Origin of the sequence: Proteus genomosp. 4 str. ATCC 51469 (genome assembly GCF_003144375.1) — a bacterium.
Taxonomy (GTDB): Bacteria; Pseudomonadota; Gammaproteobacteria; order Enterobacterales; family Enterobacteriaceae; genus Proteus.
On record NZ_PENV01000021.1, the window covers coordinates 1 to 22147 of the forward strand.

Below are 22147 nucleotides of genomic sequence, written 5' to 3' on the forward strand. Positions count from 1 at the left end.
GTCAACAAGCTGTAATTTAAAAGCGAGAGAATAATCGCGTTGAGTTCGTTTAGTGATTGGTTTCATTACATTCTCCAATTTCAGATTGGAAAAGTGTTAACCTTATTTAGGACGGGTCAATTAAGCAAAAAAAGAGCCTTTTAAGGCTCTTTTTTATTGCGTTACTTTTTAATTTCATCCATTGAATTAGGACTAGGTGGAGAGGGTAATATCTTTTTTTCTGATGAGCCAAATCCATTGGATAACGTATTAATCAGCGTACTTTTTTTCATCGAAACAATCGCTTCTTGTGCGGGTTTTAACCATGAAGCGGGTTTTGGCTCTTGCGGTTGTTTTGTTGGTGGTACAACTTTTGGTGGTTCAGGCTGTGCCGGTTTTTCTGTTTGTGGTTTTAATAGCGCACTCGGCGCTACAAGTTGAATATCAGCAGGTAGTAAAGGCAGTTGTTGTTGCAATGCTCTGACGGTAGAAGGGTGAGGGTGTCCAATAGCGATGGCTGAGCCATTTTTTCGCGCTAAAGCAATTGCACGAGCAAGTTGTTGGCGAGTCTCAGCTTCTGTTTGTACGTTATCGAGAAAGACATGGCGACGCAAAGAAGGAACTCCTGCGGCTTTAGCAGCAATGGCAGCTTGTGTATTACCAATGGTTACGCTATCTAAAAAATAGAGGTTTGAGTGATTAAGCGCTTTAATAACTCTATCCATCGCTTGTCTATCTGATGTCATCGCACTGCCCATATGGTTATTCATACCGACAGCGTAAGGGACATTATTAATAGCATGTTGAATAATACGGTTAATTTCAGCCTGATCCATTGACGGTTTTAGTGTGTCGCGCTCTAGAGGTTGTTTACTAATGGGCGCCATGGGCATATGGATAAGAATTTCCCGCCCTTGTGCATGTGCTTTATTCGCCACTTCTTTTCCATGAGGTGAATCAGGCAAAATGGCGATAGAAACCGCAGTTGGAAGTTGCAAAATTTGGTTATCTTCTTTTTTACGATACCCAAAATCATCAATCACAATGGCTAATTTGGCTGCAAATGTAGGTGTACTCACAACCAGACTTAGCAACATTAAACTAAGTAAAAAAGCACTCTTGCGTTGTAATGTGCCAAGTAATTTCAAACCTACCTCCCAAGCCAAGGAACGGGGTTTACTGCTTTTCCTTGACGTCTAATTTCAAAATAGAGTGCTGAACGCTCTTGTCCACCACTATTACCGACTAAAGCAATAGATTGGCCCGCTTTTACTTGCTGACCGACATTCACTAAAGCACTTTGGTTATAACCGTAAAGGCTCATATCTCCTTTCCCATGTTCAACCACGACAACTAAACCATAACCTTGAAGCCAATCTGCAAGTAATACACGACCATCAGCAATGGCTTTTACCTCTGTGCCTTGAGCTGCAGGTATCACAATTCCTTTCCAACGTAATTCACCAGAGCCAGAAATAGATTCACCAAAACGGTGTAATAAAGAGCCCCTAATTGGCCAAATAGCTTGTCCTGCAGGTTTACCTAAACCGCCTGTACGTGACATCAATGATTGTTCTTCAGCCGTTGGTTTATAGGTTGAACCTCGCTGTTGGGCTTCACGTTGTTTGGCGGCGATGCGGGCAGCTTCTCGAGCTTCTCGCTCTGCACGGGCCTTAGCTTCTCGCTCTGCTTGAGCGATTTTATTTCTTAATTGGGCTTCGTTAGCTCGCATAGTGGCTAAGTTTTTCTGATCCGCTTTTAAGGTGGATTCAAGTTGGGTTAGTGTTTTTTGTCGAGCTGCTAATGCGTTATCAAGCTTTTGTTTTTCTTGCTGTTGTTTAGTTAAGACTTGTTTTTGTTCGTTCTGTTTTGCTTGCTGTGCGGTTTTTTCAGCCTCAAGCTCTTTTGAGGTTTGAGCCAGTTCGGCCATTGTCTCTTTTCGTGCGTCGTTGATATAGCTGTAATACGCTAGAATACGCTCTTCACGCTGGCCTTCTTCCCCACGAAATAGAAGTTCAATACCTTGGTGTTTACCCTGACGATAAGCGGCGTCCATTTGGCGGGCTAATAACTCTTGTTGTGAATGATATTGTTTTTGTAGACGTGCAATATTCGCGGTGATGGTTTTGATCTCTTTACCTAAAGTTTGTAAGCGACTTTGAGTTTCATGCACTGAACGACCTGCATTAGAGATTTGTGTTTCTTGCGTTTTTAATTGATTAAGAAGCGCAGTACGTTGTTTTTGTTGCTCTTGAACTTGTTTCTCTTTTTCCGCAATCGTGGTTTGTAGATCTTTTAATTGATTGCGGTTATCTGTTAATGAATTGGCAAAAACAGGTGCGGCTGAAAAGAGAGTTGTACTAATAAGCAACGTGATTAACGGTAAAGAAAATACACGATAAGACTGATGTGTTTTTTTTTGAAGATCCATTTTCTCTGCCATCTGACCAACGTACCTTTCATAACAGTTTGTAAGATTATTTCATGCCACAAAACAACTGACCAGCTAACATGAAATAAAGCCGAAATTTCAGATAATACCTAACAGGTAATCTATTCAATTAATAAGAGATTATAAAGCAATAATAGAAGGAGAGAGGAAAAAAGAGGCAATCCGTGTGACAGCGCAATAAAATATCACGCTGTCCACAAGAGATATTATTCGACGATAGTACCCCAAAGGTCATATTCATCTGCATGTTCAATAAGAACACGAACGATTTGTCCTGGTTCAACATCAAACTGCTCATTAAGGTAAACCGCACCATCAATTTCAGGTGCATCAGCCATACTTCGACCAATAGCGCCTTCTTCATCGACTTCATCAATCATAACAAGTAGCACTTTACCAATTTTCTCTTGTAAGCGTTCAGTCGAAATTTGTTGTTGTAGTTTCATAAAACGGTGATAGCGTTCTTCTTTCACTTCTTCAGGTACTTGATCGGCTAATTCATTCGCTTTCGCGCCATCAACAGGGCTGTATTTAAAGCAACCAACACGATCTAAGCGTGCTTCGGTGAGGAAATCCAATAACATTTGGAAATCTTCTTCTGTTTCACCCGGAAAACCAACAATAAAAGTAGAACGTAAGGTTAATTCGGGGCAAATTTCACGCCAGCGTTTTACACGCTCTAAGGTGCGCTCAACAGAGCCTGGGCGTTTCATCAGTTTTAAAACTTTCGGGCTTGCGTGTTGTAATGGAATATCTAAATAAGGCAAAATTTTGCCTTCAGCCATTAAAGGAATAACATCATCAACATGTGGATACGGATAAACATAATGCAAACGAACCCAAATCCCTAATTTTGCAAGCTGTTCACATAGACTCACCATACTGGTTTTAACTGGCATTCCATCCCAAAATCCTGTTTGATGCTTAGTATCAACACCATAAGCAGACGTATCTTGTGAGATAACCAGTAATTCTTTTACCCCTGCGTTGACTAATCTTTTGGCTTCATTTAATACTTCACCAATTGGACGACTGTCTAAATCACCACGCATTGATGGGATGATGCAGAATGTACAACGATGATTACAACCTTCAGAAATTTTCAAATAGGCGTAATGACGAGGTGTTAACTTGACACCTTGTTCGGGTACAAGGCTGATAAAAGGGTTGTGATCAGGTTTTGGTACATAGTGATGAATATGTGATAAAACTTGTTCGTAACTATGAGGTCCTGTGATTTCGAGTACCTTTGGGTGCACTTCACGAATTTGATTCTCTTTTGCACCTAAACAACCAGTAACAATGACTTTACCGTTTTCATCGAGTGCTTCACCAATTGCTTCTAGTGATTCTTGTACTGCGCTGTCAATAAACCCACAGGTGTTGACGATGACTAAATCAGCATCATTATAGGTAGGAACAACTTGATAACCTTCTGTACGCAGTTCGGTTAGGATACGTTCAGAGTCCACTAAATTTTTAGGACAACCTAATGAAACGAATCCAATTTTAGGCACTTGATTTGTTTGCGACATGCTCGTGTTCTCAATACTTTTAAATAAATAACAGATTGTTGTTTCTCAGACAGGTGTGAATTTTACGCAAAGGGTGATTTCTACGTAAATAGCCATTATAAGGGATGCTGATTTATTAATAGCTTGCCTGAAGAGGGATCTTGTAGAGTAAAAAGGGGTGACCTTTTTAATTCATCATTTTTCATAAATCCGATGCTAATGGTACATAAATCCGTCAATAAAAAAAATGATTGTTGAGAAACTTTCCGCAAAAACTGAAAGAGAAACGCAGGAATAGGCTGTAATTGCGCCATGACAAAGGTATACTTTGGCTCTTTGATACTATTTTTAACTAACGAGAGTGATTGCATCCTATGCTGCAAGAAGTAATGCAATTTTTCAACCGGCACACCCTGTTAAGTTTTGTTTGGGTTGCGCTGCTGGTGGCGGTCATTGTATTGACCTTTAAAGGGCTTTTTTCTAAGACGAAAAATATTTCCCGTACAGAAGCGATTTCTTTGATAAATAAAGAGAATGCGGTATGTGTTGATATCCGTAGCCGTGATGAATTCCGTAAAGGACACATCATTGATTCTATCAATTTAACGCCTTCTGAAATCAAAAATAATAATATTGCTGAGCTGGAGAAATATAAATCACAGCCAGTTATTGTTGTATCACCGTCAGGCATTGAAGGTGCAAAACCTGCTGAAAGCCTAATTAAACTCGGTTTTGAAAAAGTCTTTATCTTAAAAGATGGTCTTTCAGGCTGGAGTGGTGAAAATTTACCACTGGCTAAGGGTAAAAAATAACGAGCGAGCAGATTGAGTTCTATACTTACTGCTATTCAATTAATAAGGATATAAAAAGGTAAGATTATTATGTCAGAACAGCAAAACCAAGAGATGACTTTTCAAATTCAGCGTATCTATACAAAAGATATCTCTTTTGAAGCGCCTAATGCTCCACAAGTTTTCCAAAAAGAGTGGCAACCAGAAGTTAAATTAGATCTAGATACATCTTCTAATACTTTAGCTGAAAATGTGTATGAAGTTATTTTGCGTGTCACTGTAACTGCAACTATGGATAACGAAACTGCATTCCTGTGCGAAGTGCAACAAGCAGGTATCTTCACTGTTGAAGGTATTGAAGGCACTCAATTAGCACATTGCTTAGGTGCATATTGCCCTAACGTTCTGTTCCCTTATGCTCGTGAATGTATCACTAACTTAGTCAGCCGTGGTACTTTCCCACAACTGAACTTAGCACCAGTTAACTTTGATGCGTTGTTTATGAACTATTTACAACAGCAACAAACTGATGCTGCTAATGAAGGGGCTGAAGAAGCTTAATGAACGCTTCTATGACAGTTATCGGTGCCGGTTCATACGGCACCGCTTTAGCGATTACCTTAGCGCGCAATGGCCATGATGTTGTACTTTGGGGTCATGATCCTGAGCATGTTGCTGCATTAGAGCAAGCACGCTGTAATCAGGCATTTCTGCCCGATGTTTCCTTTCCTGATAGTTTATACATGGAAGCTTCTTTGCAAAAAGCCATTGAAGCCAGCCGTAATATTCTTGTTGTGATCCCAAGCCATGTTTTTGGTGATGTATTACAACAGATCAAACCCTTTTTACGTCAGGATGCACGTGTTGTTTGGGCGACAAAAGGACTTGAGGCTCATACTGGTCGCTTGTTGCAAGATGTAGCGCGTGAAGTATTAGGTAATGAAATCCCGCTAGCAGTTTTATCAGGCCCTACTTTTGCCAAAGAGCTTGCAGCAGGTCTGCCTACTGCGATTTCAGTTGCATCAACGAACAATACCTTCTCTGAAGAGTTACAGCAGTTGTTCCATTGTGGCAAAAGTTTCCGTGTGTATAAAAATCCTGACTTTATCGGTGTGCAATTAGGTGGCGCGGTAAAAAACGTGATTGCGATTGGCGCAGGTATGTCTGATGGTATGGGGTTTGGTGCGAATGCACGTACAGCACTAATCACTCGTGGCCTTGCTGAAATGAGCCGTTTAGGTAAAGCATTAGGTGCAGATGCGGCAACGTTTATGGGAATGGCAGGATTGGGAGATTTAGTTTTAACCTGTACCGATAACCAATCTCGTAATCGTCGATTTGGTATGATGCTAGGCCAAGGTTTTGATGTTGATACTGCCCAAGAAAAAATTGGGCAAGTCGTTGAAGGTTATCGCAATACCAAAGAAGTTCGAGCATTAGCAGAACAAGTCGGTGTTGAAATGCCTATCACAGAGCAGATCTACCAAATTTTATATCAGCATAAAGACGCGAAAGAAGCCGCATTATCTTTATTAGGCCGAGCCACTAAAGATGAGATAGACAGCAATCTTTTCTAAGTCTATTTTAGATAGTTATTTATTTCTGTTTTAAACATAAAAAGCCTAAGTTTTTACTTAGGCTTCAATGTAAAAAGAATGAGAGTGAGTATGTCGCTAGAAGAGCTAAAAAGAGTCTGGGATCATATTAAAAATGAAGCAAGATGTTTGGCAGATTGTGAGCCAATTTTGGCGAGTTTCTTCCATGCGACATTACTCAAACATGAAAACTTAGGGAGCGCCTTAAGTTATATGTTGGCGAATAAGCTGGCAACTCAGACGATGCCTGCGATCGCTGTTCGTGAGATTGTTGAAGAAGCATATCGTAGCGATAATTCTATGATTGAATCAGCGGCTTATGATATTTCAGCCGTTCGTTTACGTGACCCTGCAGTTGATAAATACTCTACGCCACTACTTTATTTAAAAGGGTTTCATGCGCTACAGGCTTATCGTATAGCTCATTGGTTATGGAACCAAGATCGTAAAGCGCTTGCCGTTTATCTGCAAAACCAAATCTCTGTGACTTTTGGTGTCGATATTCACCCTGCTGCACGTATTGGTCACGGTATTATGCTTGATCACGCAACGGGCATTGTCATTGGTGAAACGGCTATTGTAGAGAACGATGTTTCTATTTTACAATCCGTGACTTTAGGTGGAACAGGTAAAACTTGTGGTGATCGTCATCCTAAAGTACGTGAAGGTGTGATGATTGGTGCGGGTGCTAAAATACTCGGTAATATTGAGATTGGTCGCGGTGCCAAAATTGGTGCGGGATCAGTCGTTTTACATGAAGTTCCTGCACACACTACAGTTGCTGGTGTTCCTGCCCGTATTGTCGGTAAGCCAACGAGTGACAAGCCTTCACTCGATATGGATCAACACTTTAATGGTGTGGTGTCTGGTTTTGAATGTGGTGATGGCATTTAATGGCATTAACTGAAGTTATGCTCTCTGAACTTAAGGCTTGTTTACATGCTGAGTATATTGGTGATAACAAGCCTTTTAGTTGGATAAGACTATTTCATCGCGTCTTTTTCTGTCAACGTTCACGTTATCTATTTTGGTGGCGTGTCGCCCAATTCTTTTATTTTTCTAAAAATCGTTTTCTTAAAAAATTAGGCATTCGTATTGGTACTAAAAATAATCGTAAATATTGCAACGATATCTCACTAAGAGCTCGCATAGGCAAAGGCCTTTCGTTACCTCATCCCATAGGGATCGTACTGACTAATTACTGCCAATTAGGTGAGAATGTGACATTAATGCAAGGTGTGACCATCGGCGTAAAAGATAAGGATGGCAAAGCAGATATTCGAGTTGGCAACCATGTTTATATTGGTTGTAATTCTTCGATTATTGGCGGAGAGATAGAGATAGGTGATAATGCGGTGATTGGTGCTCACGCATTGGTATTAAAGGATGTGGGAGAAGGGTGTAGGTATATTAATAAGATGAGTTTTGAGATTAATAAATATTGCTGAAAATATATTAATGAAAAATATTATGCCTAAAATTACCGTATTAATGTCGGTATATAATGATGAGAAGTACCTACAAGAGTCTATAGATTCTATATTGAACCAAACATTCACTGAATTTGAGTTTCTCATTATTAGTGATGGCTCAACAGATAATTCATTTAATATTTTAAAAGAAAATGCTGAAAAAGATCCAAGAATAAAAGTTATTATCAATGAAGAGAATATTGGGTTAATTGCATCTTTAAATAAGGGATTAAAGCTAGCCTCATGTGATCTTATTGCTCGAATGGATTCTGATGATATAGCGATTGCTTCAAGATTAGAAGAACAGTATCAATTTATGGTAGATAATCCCAATATCAGTGTGTGTGGTGGTGGTTTTATTTATCAAGAAGATCCTGATAGAATTAATATTTACCCTGAAACACATACAGATATTGTTATCTCTAGCCTTTACGATTGTTCATTAGCTCATCCAACCGTTATTTATCGGAAATTGGATATTTTATCTGTTGGTGGATATAACAAAGAGGATCTTTACGCAGAAGATTATGGTTTATGGGTAAATCTAATCATAACAGGAAAAATTAAGCTTCATAATCTTCCTATACCATTACTTTATTACCGTACTCACCCAACAGTAGAACGCTCTAAATATAAAGAAATTCAAAAAAATACAGCTGAAAAATTAGGACGAAAACTATTAAAGTATTTTGGTATTCTCATTAATGAAGAGGATTATGCGTTATTATTAGATAATAATAAAAAAACTAAAGAACAGGTAGTAAGGTGTAAAGCCCTACTTGAAAAGATTGAACAGCAATTTAATGCTAAAGAATATAGTGAAGAACTAAAATTAAAAAATAGCTTTAAGAAAAAAATCTTAGAAAGGAAGGTACTAGTAAATGATTTCTCATCATTTTTAATGAAATTGAGAGCGAGATGGTATTTTTTGATGAAAAAATATAATAAGAAAAAATAGATTGGAATAGTGATGTTCTTGGAAGCATAAATAAAAATGACCTTATTGGAAATATAAATCCTATAAGGTCATTTTTGTATCGAAAGATCAATCTCTTAATAACGCACCAGGATAACCAAGTTGACGCCATGCTTCAAAAACCACAACGGCAACGGTATTTGACAGGTTCATACTACGGCTATCAGCAAGCATTGGAACTCTGATTTTCTGCTGTGTTGGCATATTGTCTAACACATAAGGCGGTAAACCACGAGTTTCAGGCCCAAAAAGGAGATAATCTCCATCTTGATAACTCACATTACTATGTGTTGGTGTGCCTTTTGTCGTTAACGCAAATACACGTGCGCCAGTTGGCGATTGTGCATTATCAGGGTTTAAACCTTCACTTTCTAAAAAAGCATAGTAATCGTGGTGCTGTTTAATATCAGCAAACTCACGATAATCAAGCCCTGCACGACGCAGACGTTTATCATCCCAAGTAAAACCCAATGGTTGGATCAAATGAAGATGAAAGCCTGTGTTAGCACACAGGCGGATAATATTACCCGTATTCGGTGGAATTTCGGGTTCAAATAAGACGATATTGAGCATATAAAATCGGTTTAGTCGTTACCAAAGAGATCTCGAGTATAAACTTTTTCTTCAACGTCGTTTAGTACAGATGACATTCTATTGGTAATAATGACATCAGACATAGTTTTAAACTCATTTAAATCACGAATTAATTTTGAGTTAAAGAAGGTTTCTTCTTTCATTTCTGGCTCATAAATCACCACTTCGATACCTTTGGCCTTAATACGCTTCATAATGCCTTGGATAGAGGAAGAGCGGAAATTATCAGAACCAGATTTCATAATTAAACGATAAACGCCCACGATTTTTGGCGATTTAGCGATAATTGAGTCTGCAATAAAGTCTTTACGTGTGCGATTAGCTTCAACGATGGCACTAATAATATTATTAGGTACCGAGTCGTAGTTTGCTAATAGCTGTTTAGTATCTTTTGGTAAGCAATAACCACCATAACCGAATGATGGATTATTATAATGATTGCCGATACGAGGATCTAAACAGACACCTTCAATGATTTGTTTTGAGTTCAAACCGTAAGATTCAGCATAGCTATCAAGTTCATTAAAGTAAGCAACACGCAGTGCTAAATAAGTATTAGCAAATAATTTTATAGCTTCTGCTTCTGTTGAGTCAGTGAACAGAACATCAATATCTTTCTTTAATGCACCTTGTTGTAAAAGGTCTGCAAACTTTTGTGCTCTTTCTGATTGCTCGCCAATCACAATACGAGAAGGGTATAAGTTATCGTAAAGTGCACGACCTTCACGTAAGAATTCTGGTGAGAAAATAATATTATCCGTATTATATTTCTCTCTCATTTCTTTTGTAAAACCAACAGGAATGGTTGATTTAATAATCATTGTCGTATTTGGATTATATTCTAAAACATCACGGATAACAGATTCTACAGAAGATGTGTTAAAGTAATTTGTTTTAGGATCATAATCGGTAGGCGTTGCAATGATAACGAAATCAGCATCTTTATAAGCGAATTCTTTATCTAATGTAGCCGTAAAGTCGAGCTCTTTGGTTGCTAAAAACTCTTCAATTTCTTTATCTGTAATTGGAGAGATTTTTTTGTTAAGTAATTCAACTTTTTCTTTATTGATATCTAATGCAACAACATTGTTGTTTTGGGAAAGAAGTATCCCGTTAGATAGACCGACATAGCCGGTTCCGGAGATTGTGATTTTCATGGTTTCTCTTATCTAAAGTATATTTATATAATTTCACTATACTAGAATAAAAATATATATTTTAGTGTTAATTTTCACTCGCTAGTAAACGTATAGTGTATTTAGTAATTATAAGGATCATATACTTATTAAATTAACATGAAATTAATTTTTTATTAGAAAGTAACTTGAGAAGTGTAGGGTATATTTTAATTATTTGTTAATACAAAGATCGTTTAAAACTAATTTTTTATAAAAATTCATTTTTCACTGTGTTAGCAATACCTTGCTCAAGAGTCACTGGAGCTTTAAAATCAGTATTAGCAATACTATTTGATTTAAATTGAGTACGAGCACAGAATTTTTTGATTCGAATACTACTAACAGGGAATTCTTTACCAGTTACTTTTGAAAGAATATCAAAGCAATACCCGCCAAGTAATCCAATAGCATAAGGTACTTTAATATGGCTATGACGTTTATCTAAAGCTGTATAAATAATGTCGGTGAGTTCATTCATTGTAAAGTCAGGCTTATCAATATAATTAAATATGTGATGTCCTGCCTTTAGTTGGGTAGCAAATTTTAAAAATGAAGCAATATTTTCCACGTAAGCCATTGATTTTTGATTATTACCAGAGCCAACCATTAAAAACTTACCTGATGCTATTTGACGGAATAAGTTATAGACATTACCTCGATTTCCTTCACCAAATACAACAGTTGGTCTGATAACAACTAAAGTATTCGTAATATTTTTTTTATACCAAGCTTCATATTTATGTTCAGCTTCAAGCTTTGATTTTCCATAATCGTTAAATGGATGGAACTCTCCATCTTCACCCGTTTCTTTTTCAACAAATCCATATACAGCCACGGATGAAGTAAATACGATATGTTTAATATCTAGTCGTTCAGCAACATCACAAACATTTTTAGCTCCATCCACATTGACATCATAATATAGACTAATAGGGTGAACATTATCTTTATGTTGTGCGGCTAAATTAATAATAACATTAGAGCCATTTAGTGGTTCAAGTAATGATTCAGGTTTTGTAACATCTCCAAATTCCCATTTCTCTGGGTATTTCTCACTTTTGGCGATATCTACGATTTTAAAATCAATATTTTCTTTAGTTAATTGATCTGAAAGACGAGTACCAATAAAACCTGAACCACCGATGATTGTAATCATATCAAAATACCTTATTTTTTATTAAACCATTATAAGCATAGCCTATAAAATATTTAGTTGACTTTAATATATTGAATTTTAATTCTTTTCTATAAAATACCCATTGATATAAAGCTGCATTAGCCTTATTTTGTGTCATACCTGAATCAAGTCGATAATATGCCAAAACATTTGGTAAACAGTAAGCAGGACCATAATTTTTCATAATTTTTAGCCATAGTCCCATATCTTGTCTTTTTCTAATTAACGGCATATATTGCTTACCAACTAATTGAGCATCATAAATAGCAGTCAAACATCCAATAACATTACAATACAATAAATCATTATAATTTGTTGATTTTGGTGGTTTTTTTATGTTTTTCATGCCTGCTTTATCAAAGCATTGATAGTCGGTATATGTAAGATGATGTCCATTATCTTTCATGAAACTTATTTGTAATGATAACTTATCTTTATGCCATAAATCATCGCTATCTAAAAAAGCAATAAATCTTCCTTGAGCAGCCTCAATTCCTTTATTTCTAGAAAGACCTGCACCTTGATTCGTTTTTAATTCTATAATTTTTATTCTCTCATCACTAAATGACTTAATAATATCTAGGCTATTATCTTTAGATGCGTCATCTATAACTATTAATTCAAAATTATGATAAGTTTGAGATAAGACAGATCTAATAGATTCCTGTATAAAACTAGCTGAATTAAAGCAAGGCATTATAATAGAAACGAGAGTATTATCATTAGACGGGGTCAATAACATAGGAGATACCTAAATCTATATAATTAATCGTTACCAAATAGGTCACGGGTATAAACTTTTTCTTCAACATCACTTAGTAACGATGCCATTCTATTGGTAATAATAACATCAGAGATCGATTTAAATTCATTTAAATCACGAACTAATTTTGAATTAAAGAAGGTTTCTTCTTTCATCTCTGGTTCATAGATTACCACTTCAATCCCTTTGGCTTTAATGCGTTTCATAATGCCTTGGATAGAGGAAGAACGGAAATTATCAGAACCAGACTTCATAATTAAACGATAAACACCTACGATTTTTGGTGATTTAGCGATAATTGAGTCGGCAATAAAATCTTTACGAGTGCGGTTAGCTTCAACGATGGCACTAATAATATTATTAGGAACAGAGTCGTAGTTTGCTAACAGTTGTTTGGTATCTTTTGGTAAACAGTAACCACCATAACCAAACGATGGATTATTATAATGATTGCCGATACGAGGATCTAAACAGACACCTTCAATGATTTGTTTTGCATTTAAGCCATAAGCTTGAGCATAGCTATCTAACTCATTAAAGTAAGCAACACGCAGTGCTAAATAAGTATTAGCAAATAGTTTAATCGCTTCTGCTTCTGTAGAGTCAGTGAACAGAACATCAATATCTTTTTTCAGTGCACCTTGTTGTAAAAGGTCTGCAAACTTTTGCGCTCTTTCTGATTGCTCACCGATAACAATACGAGATGGATAAAGATTATCGTAAAGTGCACGACCTTCACGTAAGAATTCAGGAGAGAAAATAATATTATCTGTATTATATTTCTCTCTCATTTCTTTGGTAAAACCAACAGGGATTGTTGATTTTATAATCATCGTTGTGCTTGGATTATATTCTAAAACATCACGGATAACAGATTCTACAGAAGATGTGTTAAAGTAATTTGTTTTAGGATCGTAATCGGTAGGCGTTGCAATGATAACGAAATCAGCATCTTTATAAGCGAATTCTTTATCTAATGTAGCTGTAAAGTCGAGCTTTTTGCTTGCTAAAAACTCTTCAATTTCTTTATCTGTTATTGGAGAGATTTTTTTGTTCAGTAATTCAACTTTTTCTTTATTGATATCTAACGCAACAACTTTGTTGTTTTGGGAAAGAAGTATTCCGTTAGATAGACCGACATAGCCGGTACCAGAGATTGTGATTTTCATCATATTATCCTATATTACTTTCTTTAAATTCTTTATTAAAAAAAGTATAAAAATAAAATTTCCAATTATTGTTCCAAATATTCTATTAAAACAGTGATAACGGGAAAGTAGAGCTTGTTTAGATTTTAAATTTTTACCTGAAGATACTTTGGGGTGAGTACATATTGTTTTAGGTATGTGAAAACCTATAGCTTTTGAATTTAAAATCTCTCCAAGAAATACAGGCTCATCACAGCAAAAAAGATATTGACCTGCCCCCATATCTTCAGGGAATAGAAAGCTAGGGCAAACATCTCTATTAATAGCAATTTCAATAGTACCAACTTTTAATATGGATAGTTTAGAATGTTTTATTATTTTAGAAGGATAATTTTTTAAAGGATTACCAAACTCATCCTGAATATTAAAAGTTAAAAAGCCTGCGTTATTATATTTATCAAATGATTCTTTTAGTATTTCTAATAGATTTTTAGTATAGATGACATCATCATCACAAAATAGTGCAAACTTTGTTTTTAAGTTCTTTAAAGCAATATTTCTACTTTTTGTAACACCGATTGTATTGGTGAAAATAATGGTAATATTATCATTTAAATTGAGTGTATCTATTAATTCGCTCTCACTAGCATTTAAATCGCAATATTTTTGTATTACGATAATAAATTTAATTTCTTTATTTTTAATACTTTTTATTACTTGGTCAACACCGTTTATTCTGCCCGCCATAGTGGATATCAACAGGCTGAGATCTTTATAAAGCATGAATTTTACCTTTTAAAAATTGATATATAGCTCTTACAGTAATATTATTATAGTTTCTATATATAAGTGTATAGAATAAAAACTTATAAAAAGGTAATTTGTTTTTTAAAAGCTGATATGCATGCCAAGATGAAAGGCGAGATTTGTATATTTTTTTATCTATATTTTTTATAAGATATAATTTTTTTGACAATAAACAATCTGAAATAATTGATTTATAAAATCGATTTCTTCGATACATTAGTTTTGCCATTGACTTATAGTAAGTATGTGATGTAATAATAGATACGCCACTTCCTCTTCGATATTTAACTAATGCATTATTAAAAAAATAAATACTGCCTAAAGATGCTGCACGGGCAGTTAGTATTTTATCTTCACTAAAATTACTTAAACTAAGTGGGCCATATTTAATTATTGATGTTTTATATCCTGCTGAAGCACCTAAAATTCCACCTTCATTTAAAATACAGGTTATTAAATTTAAACCACCTAATTTTTTGTTTCTTTCATTTATATTACTTCCATGATTAGTATTTAAAATCTTAGATTTGGAGTCTATATCTATTGTAGAACTAAAAAATGCCTGGTTATTATCTTTCAAAAGGTATTTTTCTGTAATCGCTAATCTATTGGGAAGAGAAATATCATCACCAGCTTGAGTGATAAAGTAACTACCTTCTATATATGGAATAGCTTTATTAAAATTTTTAGCAATACCTTCATTCTTATCACTAGATAACACAACGATGCTTTTATTGTTTTTAGCAATATTATTAATTATAGTAACTGTATTATCTTTACTACCATCATCACAAACAATTATTTTATATCTATAAGAATAATTTTGATTAATAGCAGAAATTAAAGAATCTTTAATTGTTCTTTCTTGATTGTAACATAACAGCACTATACTCGCTTTAAATTTTCCCGTATTCATTTTTTTTTCTTAAATGTTTGTGAATGTTTTTTAATATAAATAATGGTATATATCCAAATATGATATAATGTAATAAATATTTAAAGGATAAAATTTCTGTTAGTGATCTGGTTATAGGATAAAATGAAAAAAATGTAATGCTTAAGCACAAGTAAATAGTGTCTTTTTTAATTTTATCGAAAAACACTAAAGTTAAATAAAAGATAAAAGCTATAATTGGAGGTATAATGAAAATGCCTAACCACCCTAGATATGACCATGTGTCACCAAAGTAAAATGTATTTACGTTAACTAATGTATGATTGTTTTCATATAAAGGTATATAAGGTATAATTTTTATATTTGGTGGTAAGTCATTTGTTCTTTCATTAAATAAAGAAGAAAAATAAAAATCATATCCAAATCCAGATAATGAAGGATCTAAATATTGAAACATATAATACATTGATTGAATTTGTCCTAATATGATTCTATCAATGATACTATAAATTATATGTAATATATTATTGTTTCCTGATGTTGATATTACTAAGGTAATTAAAGATAATAAAGATAATACAATTAAAAGAATAAGCTTAATATTGAGTTTTTTTAGGTTGTAATAAATAAGTATTAAATTGGTTATGATAATAAATATTGGCGCCTTTTGCATGTCCAATATAAAGTATAATATAGAAAAAATAAAACTTATCAGGAAATAATAAAAGTATTTGTTGTGCTTCAAATAGCTTATATAGAAGGAATATGTAGTTAAAGATATAAATATCTTAAATGTTGCACCTATATATGGAATATCAATCCCTAGTTTCTTGCTCTGAATTAACTGTCTAGATTGTGCAGCTCCAGCAACATCATTGTTTATTATGAAATATAAAGGTGTATTCTTATAATATAAGATTAATCTTATAAATAAATAAAAAATAGATAATAACAATAGCAGCTTTGATAAAGAGATATCTGAATGTGTTAATTCTATTTTTATATTTTTATATTTTTTATTTATTATATATATAGGGATTAAAAATATGGATAAAAAATATAAAGAAATAATAGAAACTAATATGCTAGTTTCTAAGGTAATGTTTTTTAATCTTGGTGTAATATCATAAATTAGAGGGGAAATAAGTATTCCTGGTAAAATAGTAATACCTAATGAATATACTAATAATGTTTTCAATTCTATACTAGATTCTTTGATGCAATTTTTATAAAGAAAGAAGAAAGGAATGAATAACATTAATGTAATAATATATAAAATAATCATAATTTAATGAATTTCAATTTTTTATTAATGATAAAAAAAACAAAGAAAAAATATAGAATGTAGCTTGCTATATAAGCATATATTGCCCCAATAGTTCCAAATTTATTAATAGATAGTATTGATAAACATGTATAAGAGACAAAAAAAATAATTTCTGAAAAAATAAAACATTTTGTCATTGCTTTAGCTAACATTATATATGAAAGTAACCACCCCATTATTTTTATAACATCACCCAATATTTGGTATATGAAAAAATTACGCATTGAAAGAAATTCTTCCGAAAAAAGCAGTTGTATTATAATATCTTTTGAGCTAAATATTAAAACACCTATAAATATAACCATAGGTATGATTACTATATATCCTTTTATTATTTCTTTTTTTAAAGAAGATATATCCATTAGTTCTGATAATTTTGGTAAATAATATGTTCCTAAGGCTGTCGTTATTATAAATAAATAAGTTGTTGATATATATGACATACCTTGCCATATGCCAGCTTCTGTCAGACTGACATTTATTGTAATGTATTTTCTAATTATAAATTGTGATAAAGGGGTTGCAATTAATGCCACAATTGCCATTTCCGAAAATTTCAATAAATTTAATGCTGTTTTTTTATCAAACTTTTTTTGAAAAAGATTAAATTTCAATAAATTATTTTTTTTTATGAGATATAATGATATAAAAAATATAACTGATTGATTAGTTGCAAGTGCTAATAAAGCGCCAGTCATTCCGAAAAATATAATAAAAGCCGAAGTGAAAATTAATGAATATATACTTTGAATTATATTTATTTTTATGAATGTCTTAATTTCTTTTAAACCATTTAAAATAGATAAAAAGAAATTATTAATAACAAATAGAGTAATAGTAAACCCTAATGTAATAAATAAGTAAAAATAATTGTTACTATCTAATATAAAATTGGAGAGTTGATATGAAAATAAAATTAAAAATAAAGCTATAATTATTGAGGTCAAAAAACTAATTTTTATACCTGTACTAAATAAATTACTTAGTTCATCATCCTTATGTGCATGCTCAGCCGTATACTTTACGATACCATTATTTATACCACCTTGAGCCATAGAAAGTGCAATTTGAATAAAATTTTGAAATTGGCCCATCAATGCTAAACCTGACGGGCCAATATATATAGAAATTGCTTTATTAATAACTAGGCCTGATAACATTTTAAAAAAGGTAGCTATCAGGCTTAGTATAGATGTTTTAATTAATGTCATCTGCTGATCACGAATGAATTACATGCGTTAATGACTTGATGTATCTCTTCATTATTCATAACTGGACTTATTGGAATACTTAGAACTTCTTTATGAATTTTTTCAGTTATAGGTAAATTGATATAACTATATTGTTTATATGCTTGTTGTTTATGAGGTGGTGTTGGATAGTGAATTAATGTTTGCACACCACATTCGAGCAAGTGTTTTTGTAGTAGCTCTCTATGTTTTGTTGCAATAACAAACAAATGCCACACATGATTTTCTGTATTTTTTATATATTCTTCAACGGTAATAGGTAATTGAATTAGTGAATTTTGGATATTTTCCAGATATATTAAAGCAATATCTTGTCGGATTTTAGTTTCTTTTTCTAAGTAATTTAATTTGACGTTTAGCATAGCCGCCTGAATTTCATCTAAACGGCTATTAACACCCTGATATAAGTTTAAATACTTTTGATGAGAACCATAGTTGCGTAGCGCTGTCACAACACTAGCTAATTCATCATCATTAGTTGTAATAGCACCAGCATCACCTAATGCCCCAAGATTTTTCCCCGGGTAAAAGCTGAAGCCAGCTGCATCTCCCCAGTTTCCCGCTTTTATTCCATCAATACTTGCTCCATGAGATTGGGCACAATCTTCTAGGACTAAGAGATTATTTTCTTTAGCTATCGCCATAATCTCTTCCATTGGGTTAATTTGCCCATAGAGATGTACTGGTAATATAACCTTAGTTTTATCTGTAATGGCTGATTTGATATTTTCTATTGATAAATTATATGATTCATTATCTGGTTCAATTAAAACTGGCACTAGATCATTTTCTGTTATAGCAAGAATGGAAGCAATATAAGTATTAGCTTGAATGATAATTTCATCGCCAGATTGTAATTTGCCTTGTTCTTTCCATGCACGTAAAACAAGGGTTAGTGCATCTAACCCATTTGCCACACCAATTGAATGCTTTGTTCCACAATAACTAGCAAAATTTTTTTCAAAATTTTCTAGTTCTTTACCTGTAATATACCAACCAGAATCAATAACTCTTGAACATGCTTCTTTTAATTCTTTGTTATGTTGTTCATTTATTTTTTTTAAATCTAGAAAATTAATCATTATTTTTTCTCTATTTTATAAAACGAATTATTTTTGCGGGATTACCTATTACGACGGCATTAGCTGGAACATCTTTTACAACAACACTTCCTGCACCAATCATACAGTTTTCACCTAAAGTAATTCCTGCAAGGATAGTGGAGTTAGCTCCGATTGAAGCACCCTTATTTATTTGTGTTATTAAAAATTTTTCGGGGTATTGTTTAGATCTTGGGAAAATATCATTAGTAAATGTAACCGATGGTCCGATAAAAACGTTATCATCAATTCTTATCCCATCCCATATATAAACGCCGGATTTTACAGTCACATTATTGCCAATAATGACATCATTTTCGATGAGAGTATGAGCACAGATATTACAATCATTACCAATAACGGCATTTTGAAAAATAATACTATATTGCCATACTCTTGTACCTGAACCGATATTGTTACTTTTTACGTCACTTAATGGATGTATCATATTATTATGCTCTTTTGAAAGGTATCATAATCTCTAATATAATCAGATTCATTATAGTAATCACTTGCTATAACTACTAAAACACAATCTTCTGAGAAATCATGCATTTCTCTCCATATAATTCCTTTTATATATAAACCAACATTAGGCTTATCCAAGACTATTTCTTCTTTATGTACACCATCATCTAGAAGAAAACGACAACTTCCTTTTATACAGATAGCTACTTGTTCTAGGTTTTTATGTGCATGAAATCCACGAGAGATTCCTTCCTTAGTATCATAAATATAATATATTCGCTTAATATCAAAAGGAATGTTTTTATTTTGCTCAATTGAAGTTAAAGAGCCTCTATTATCACCTAATTTTTTAAATTCTATAGTATTAATTAATGTCATTTTTTTTCTCTATTAAATCAAATAAATATTTACCATAGCCATTTTTTTTATATTCATTAGCAGCTTTTTTTATTTGATCTTTTGTTAACCACTTTTGCTTATATGCAATTTCTTCTAAACAGGCTATTTTAAATCCTTGCCTTTTTTCTATTGTTTCAACAAAAGTACCTGCATCGAGTAAACTATCGTGAGTTCCTGTATCTAACCAAGCAAAACCGCGTCCCAATAGCTCAACTTTTAATTTATTCTGTTGTAAGTAAATTTGGTTAATAGTTGTTATTTCTAATTCACCACGTTCGGATGGTTTGATATTTTTAGCAATATCAATGACGTTATTATCATAAAAATATAAACCGGTTACCGCAAAATTAGATTTTGGTTTTTTAGGTTTCTCTTCAATAGAGAGTGCATTAAATTGATTATCAAACTCAACAACTCCAAATCTTTCAGGATCTTGTACTTCATATCCAAAAACGGTAGCACCATTTTTTTTATTAGCTGCATTTATTAGCTTTGGTGAGAATCCTTGCCCCCAAAATATATTATCTCCTAAAACTAAGCAGACACTATCACTACCAATAAATTCTTCCCCTATAATAAAGGCTTGAGCCAATCCTTCAGGCTTTGGTTGTATTGCATATTGAATAGAAATACCAAATTGAGAGCCGTCATTTAAAAGACGTTGAAAGCCATCTTGATCTTCTGGCGTTGTAATAATTAGTATTTCCCTAATGCCTGCGAGCATTAATACTGATAAAGGATAATAAATCATAGGTTTATCATAAATAGGTAATAATTGTTTAGATACACCCATTGTTATTGGATAAAGTCTTGTCCCTGAACCACCTGCTAAAATAATACCTTTCATTTTTAAACCCTAAGAAGGTATGTACATTTATTTTCTATAGAAAATAAATGTACATAAAATACTTACTAATTTTGTGTTAATTAAATATTTTGTATTAAAGAAACTATAATTTGATATAGTTTTTTCTACATAGCTACCGCACTGGGTTTACGGCCCCCAGAGCGCCAAAATTCATCTCAAAAAACTCTTATCTTATTGTAATGTAAGAGCTTTATTATATAAGCATACTTTAACAGTATGCTAAAAACCGCACTGAGAGTAGACTCTTCAAACCAGACGGTCAAGTGATAGCTGGGTATTTTAGCATTGATTGAGGATATATAAATACTGGAATAGCCGTCGATTCAGCCAGATCATTCTGAATTACATCAACAAATGTTAACAAAAAGAATATGCCACCTATTCTCTAATAAGTGGCAGAATATCTTAATGCAGTAGTTTTGTTTCTATATGAAGATATAGGATATCTAATGAATATAATTACGCCATTCATTATTAGCTTGATTTATAGCTATCTTGTGATTTTTTTATAGAACTCACACTGTAGATCACTAATGCAGATCATTGTAGTTATAGCTATAACTTAATAACCGACTGATTAATAACTATAATTATTATTAAGCACTATATTAAACTATAAATTATGTTGTTAACATATTTTGTCTTTTTTTGTTAATGTTCTTAGGAAATATTTTAGGCTACCTTTATTTATAACTTTCCCTTTTTTCGTTAAAATTGAACTGGTTATAAATTCAGGCATTTTTAAGGAATATTTTTCTAATAATTGGTGAAGCTCCTTTAAAGGGGATAAATTTTTATCATTACTACCATGACCCGCTATTCCTACCGGCCGTGTATGATGTATTGGTGTAGAATCTATGACCCCTAATTTGATATTTTCTTTTTTAAACAAAACTGGCCAATAAAAATCTAATCCCCATCCTGATTTGTTTTCGTTAAATGTTTGATATGCCTTTAAAAATATTCTTTTTGAAAAGCAAGGAGCCATGACTTCAACAAAGTTAGTTTCTCTATATATCAAGTCATCATTTTGTAATAAGTTTTTATGGGAAAAATAACTGTTAGTAGTCAATGCAGGTTGGCATAGATCAAATTGATATTTTTGTGCTAATTCAAAAAACGAATTTATATTTTCAGTTGTACTATCTAAGTCATCATCAGGTAACCAGACATAATCGTAATCTTTCCACAAGTCTTGGTGATTGTGGAATAAATCATATAGTCCTTCCCATTTCGATCCTTTAAAATGATGTACATATTTTATGTTATCTAGGGGATAAGGAATGCTATCACCAAAATAACTCAGAATTACATCAAATCTAGAATCATCATTAACCCAATTCTTATGAAGAGAATTATCTCCACATCTAATTACAACCAAATATTTTGACATA

At 33.1% G+C, this 22147-nt stretch carries 23 protein-coding genes; 6 read left to right on the forward strand and 17 right to left on the reverse strand.

The window, feature by feature from the left end; genetic code table 11:
* Positions 1-161 precede the first annotated feature (161 nt).
* The 3 genes from DK866_RS17095 to rimO all read right to left on the reverse strand — a co-directional run bounded on the left by DK866_RS17095 (position 162) and on the right by rimO (position 3966).
* The gene (locus DK866_RS17095) at positions 162-1127 is read right to left on the reverse strand and encodes a divergent polysaccharide deacetylase family protein (protein ID WP_109409875.1); all 966 of its coding nucleotides are present in this window, start codon (positions 1125-1127) and stop codon (positions 162-164) included.
* 2 nt (positions 1128-1129) lie between these two features.
* Complete coding sequence (gene envC / locus DK866_RS17100; protein ID WP_109409876.1) at positions 1130-2422, reverse strand: murein hydrolase activator EnvC; 1293 nt, start codon at positions 2420-2422, stop codon at positions 1130-1132.
* 215 nt (positions 2423-2637) lie between these two features.
* Positions 2638-3966, reverse strand: coding sequence for a 30S ribosomal protein S12 methylthiotransferase RimO (rimO, locus tag DK866_RS17105; protein WP_072070442.1), 1329 nt, complete (start codon positions 3964-3966; stop codon positions 2638-2640).
* 353 nt (positions 3967-4319) lie between these two features.
* On the opposite strand from rimO, the gene DK866_RS17115 reads away from it, so the two are divergent.
* The 6 genes from DK866_RS17115 to DK866_RS17140 all read left to right on the forward strand — a co-directional run bounded on the left by DK866_RS17115 (position 4320) and on the right by DK866_RS17140 (position 8761).
* Positions 4320-4757 (forward strand): rhodanese-like domain-containing protein, encoded by a 438-nt coding sequence (locus tag DK866_RS17115; protein ID WP_023583406.1) that lies wholly within the window; start codon positions 4320-4322, stop codon positions 4755-4757.
* 69 nt (positions 4758-4826) lie between these two features.
* On the forward strand, positions 4827-5297 hold the full coding sequence (gene secB, locus DK866_RS17120; protein ID WP_006534205.1) for a protein-export chaperone SecB: 471 nt from the start codon (positions 4827-4829) through the stop codon (positions 5295-5297).
* Positions 5297-6313, forward strand: a complete 1017-nt coding sequence (gene gpsA, locus DK866_RS17125; RefSeq protein WP_109409878.1) for an NAD(P)H-dependent glycerol-3-phosphate dehydrogenase — start codon at positions 5297-5299, stop codon at positions 6311-6313. The genes secB and gpsA overlap by 1 nt, the downstream gene beginning before the upstream one ends.
* Positions 6314-6403: 90 nt before the next feature.
* Entirely contained in the window at positions 6404-7225 is an 822-nt protein-coding gene (cysE, locus tag DK866_RS17130; protein WP_109409879.1) for a serine O-acetyltransferase, read from the forward strand.
* On the forward strand, positions 7225-7779 hold the full coding sequence (locus tag DK866_RS17135) for a serine acetyltransferase (RefSeq protein WP_109409880.1): 555 nt from the start codon (positions 7225-7227) through the stop codon (positions 7777-7779). Before cysE ends, DK866_RS17135 begins: the two co-directional genes overlap by 1 nt.
* A 22-nt stretch (positions 7780-7801) precedes the next feature.
* The gene (locus tag DK866_RS17140; RefSeq protein ID WP_109409934.1) at positions 7802-8761 is read left to right on the forward strand and encodes a glycosyltransferase; all 960 of its coding nucleotides are present in this window, start codon (positions 7802-7804) and stop codon (positions 8759-8761) included.
* A gap of 87 nt (positions 8762-8848) precedes the next feature.
* Here the strand turns inward: DK866_RS17140 and trmL are convergent, their stop codons facing one another.
* The 14 genes from trmL to DK866_RS17210 form a co-directional block, all read right to left on the reverse strand.
* Positions 8849-9352, reverse strand: coding sequence for a tRNA (uridine(34)/cytosine(34)/5-carboxymethylaminomethyluridine(34)-2'-O)-methyltransferase TrmL (trmL, locus tag DK866_RS17145; protein WP_109409881.1), 504 nt, complete (start codon positions 9350-9352; stop codon positions 8849-8851).
* Between the two features lie 11 nt (positions 9353-9363).
* Positions 9364-10530, reverse strand: coding sequence for a nucleotide sugar dehydrogenase (locus tag DK866_RS17150; protein ID WP_109409882.1), 1167 nt, complete (start codon positions 10528-10530; stop codon positions 9364-9366).
* Positions 10531-10759: 229 nt separating this feature from the next.
* On the reverse strand, positions 10760-11707 hold the full coding sequence (locus tag DK866_RS17155; RefSeq protein WP_109409883.1) for an NAD-dependent epimerase/dehydratase family protein: 948 nt from the start codon (positions 11705-11707) through the stop codon (positions 10760-10762).
* Between the two features lies 1 nt (position 11708).
* Positions 11709-12470 carry a glycosyltransferase family 2 protein gene (locus tag DK866_RS17160; protein ID WP_109409884.1) on the reverse strand — a complete coding sequence of 254 codons (762 nt, stop codon included), beginning with the start codon at positions 12468-12470 and terminating at the stop codon, positions 11709-11711.
* A 23-nt stretch (positions 12471-12493) separates the two neighbouring features.
* Entirely contained in the window at positions 12494-13660 is a 1167-nt protein-coding gene (locus DK866_RS17165; protein WP_109409885.1) for a nucleotide sugar dehydrogenase, read from the reverse strand.
* A gap of 9 nt (positions 13661-13669) precedes the next feature.
* Entirely contained in the window at positions 13670-14422 is a 753-nt protein-coding gene (locus tag DK866_RS17170; RefSeq protein ID WP_109409886.1) for a glycosyltransferase family A protein, read from the reverse strand.
* A complete protein-coding gene (locus DK866_RS17175; RefSeq protein WP_109409887.1) occupies positions 14412-15362 on the reverse strand; it encodes a glycosyltransferase in 951 nt (316 codons plus the stop codon). Before DK866_RS17175 ends, DK866_RS17170 begins: the two co-directional genes overlap by 11 nt.
* Positions 15343-16539 carry a hypothetical protein gene (locus tag DK866_RS17180; RefSeq protein WP_162557027.1) on the reverse strand — a complete coding sequence of 399 codons (1197 nt, stop codon included), beginning with the start codon at positions 16537-16539 and terminating at the stop codon, positions 15343-15345. Before DK866_RS17180 ends, DK866_RS17175 begins: the two co-directional genes overlap by 20 nt.
* Positions 16540-16622: 83 nt before the next feature.
* The gene (locus DK866_RS17185) at positions 16623-17879 is read right to left on the reverse strand and encodes an O-antigen translocase (RefSeq protein WP_109409889.1); all 1257 of its coding nucleotides are present in this window, start codon (positions 17877-17879) and stop codon (positions 16623-16625) included.
* Positions 17876-19000: a DegT/DnrJ/EryC1/StrS family aminotransferase gene (locus DK866_RS17190; RefSeq protein ID WP_109409890.1), complete on the reverse strand. Its 1125-nt coding sequence runs from the start codon at positions 18998-19000 to the stop codon at positions 17876-17878. Before DK866_RS17190 ends, DK866_RS17185 begins: the two co-directional genes overlap by 4 nt.
* A 10-nt stretch (positions 19001-19010) precedes the next feature.
* Entirely contained in the window at positions 19011-19466 is a 456-nt protein-coding gene (locus tag DK866_RS17195) for an acyltransferase (protein ID WP_109409891.1), read from the reverse strand.
* Complete coding sequence (locus DK866_RS17200) at positions 19463-19864, reverse strand: sugar 3,4-ketoisomerase (RefSeq protein ID WP_109409892.1); 402 nt, start codon at positions 19862-19864, stop codon at positions 19463-19465. The genes DK866_RS17195 and DK866_RS17200 overlap by 4 nt, the downstream gene beginning before the upstream one ends.
* A complete protein-coding gene (gene rfbA, locus DK866_RS17205; protein WP_109409893.1) occupies positions 19851-20732 on the reverse strand; it encodes a glucose-1-phosphate thymidylyltransferase RfbA in 882 nt (293 codons plus the stop codon). Before rfbA ends, DK866_RS17200 begins: the two co-directional genes overlap by 14 nt.
* A 649-nt stretch (positions 20733-21381) precedes the next feature.
* Complete coding sequence (locus DK866_RS17210; protein ID WP_109409894.1) at positions 21382-22146, reverse strand: DUF707 domain-containing protein; 765 nt, start codon at positions 22144-22146, stop codon at positions 21382-21384.
* Position 22147: the final 1 nt, after the last annotated feature.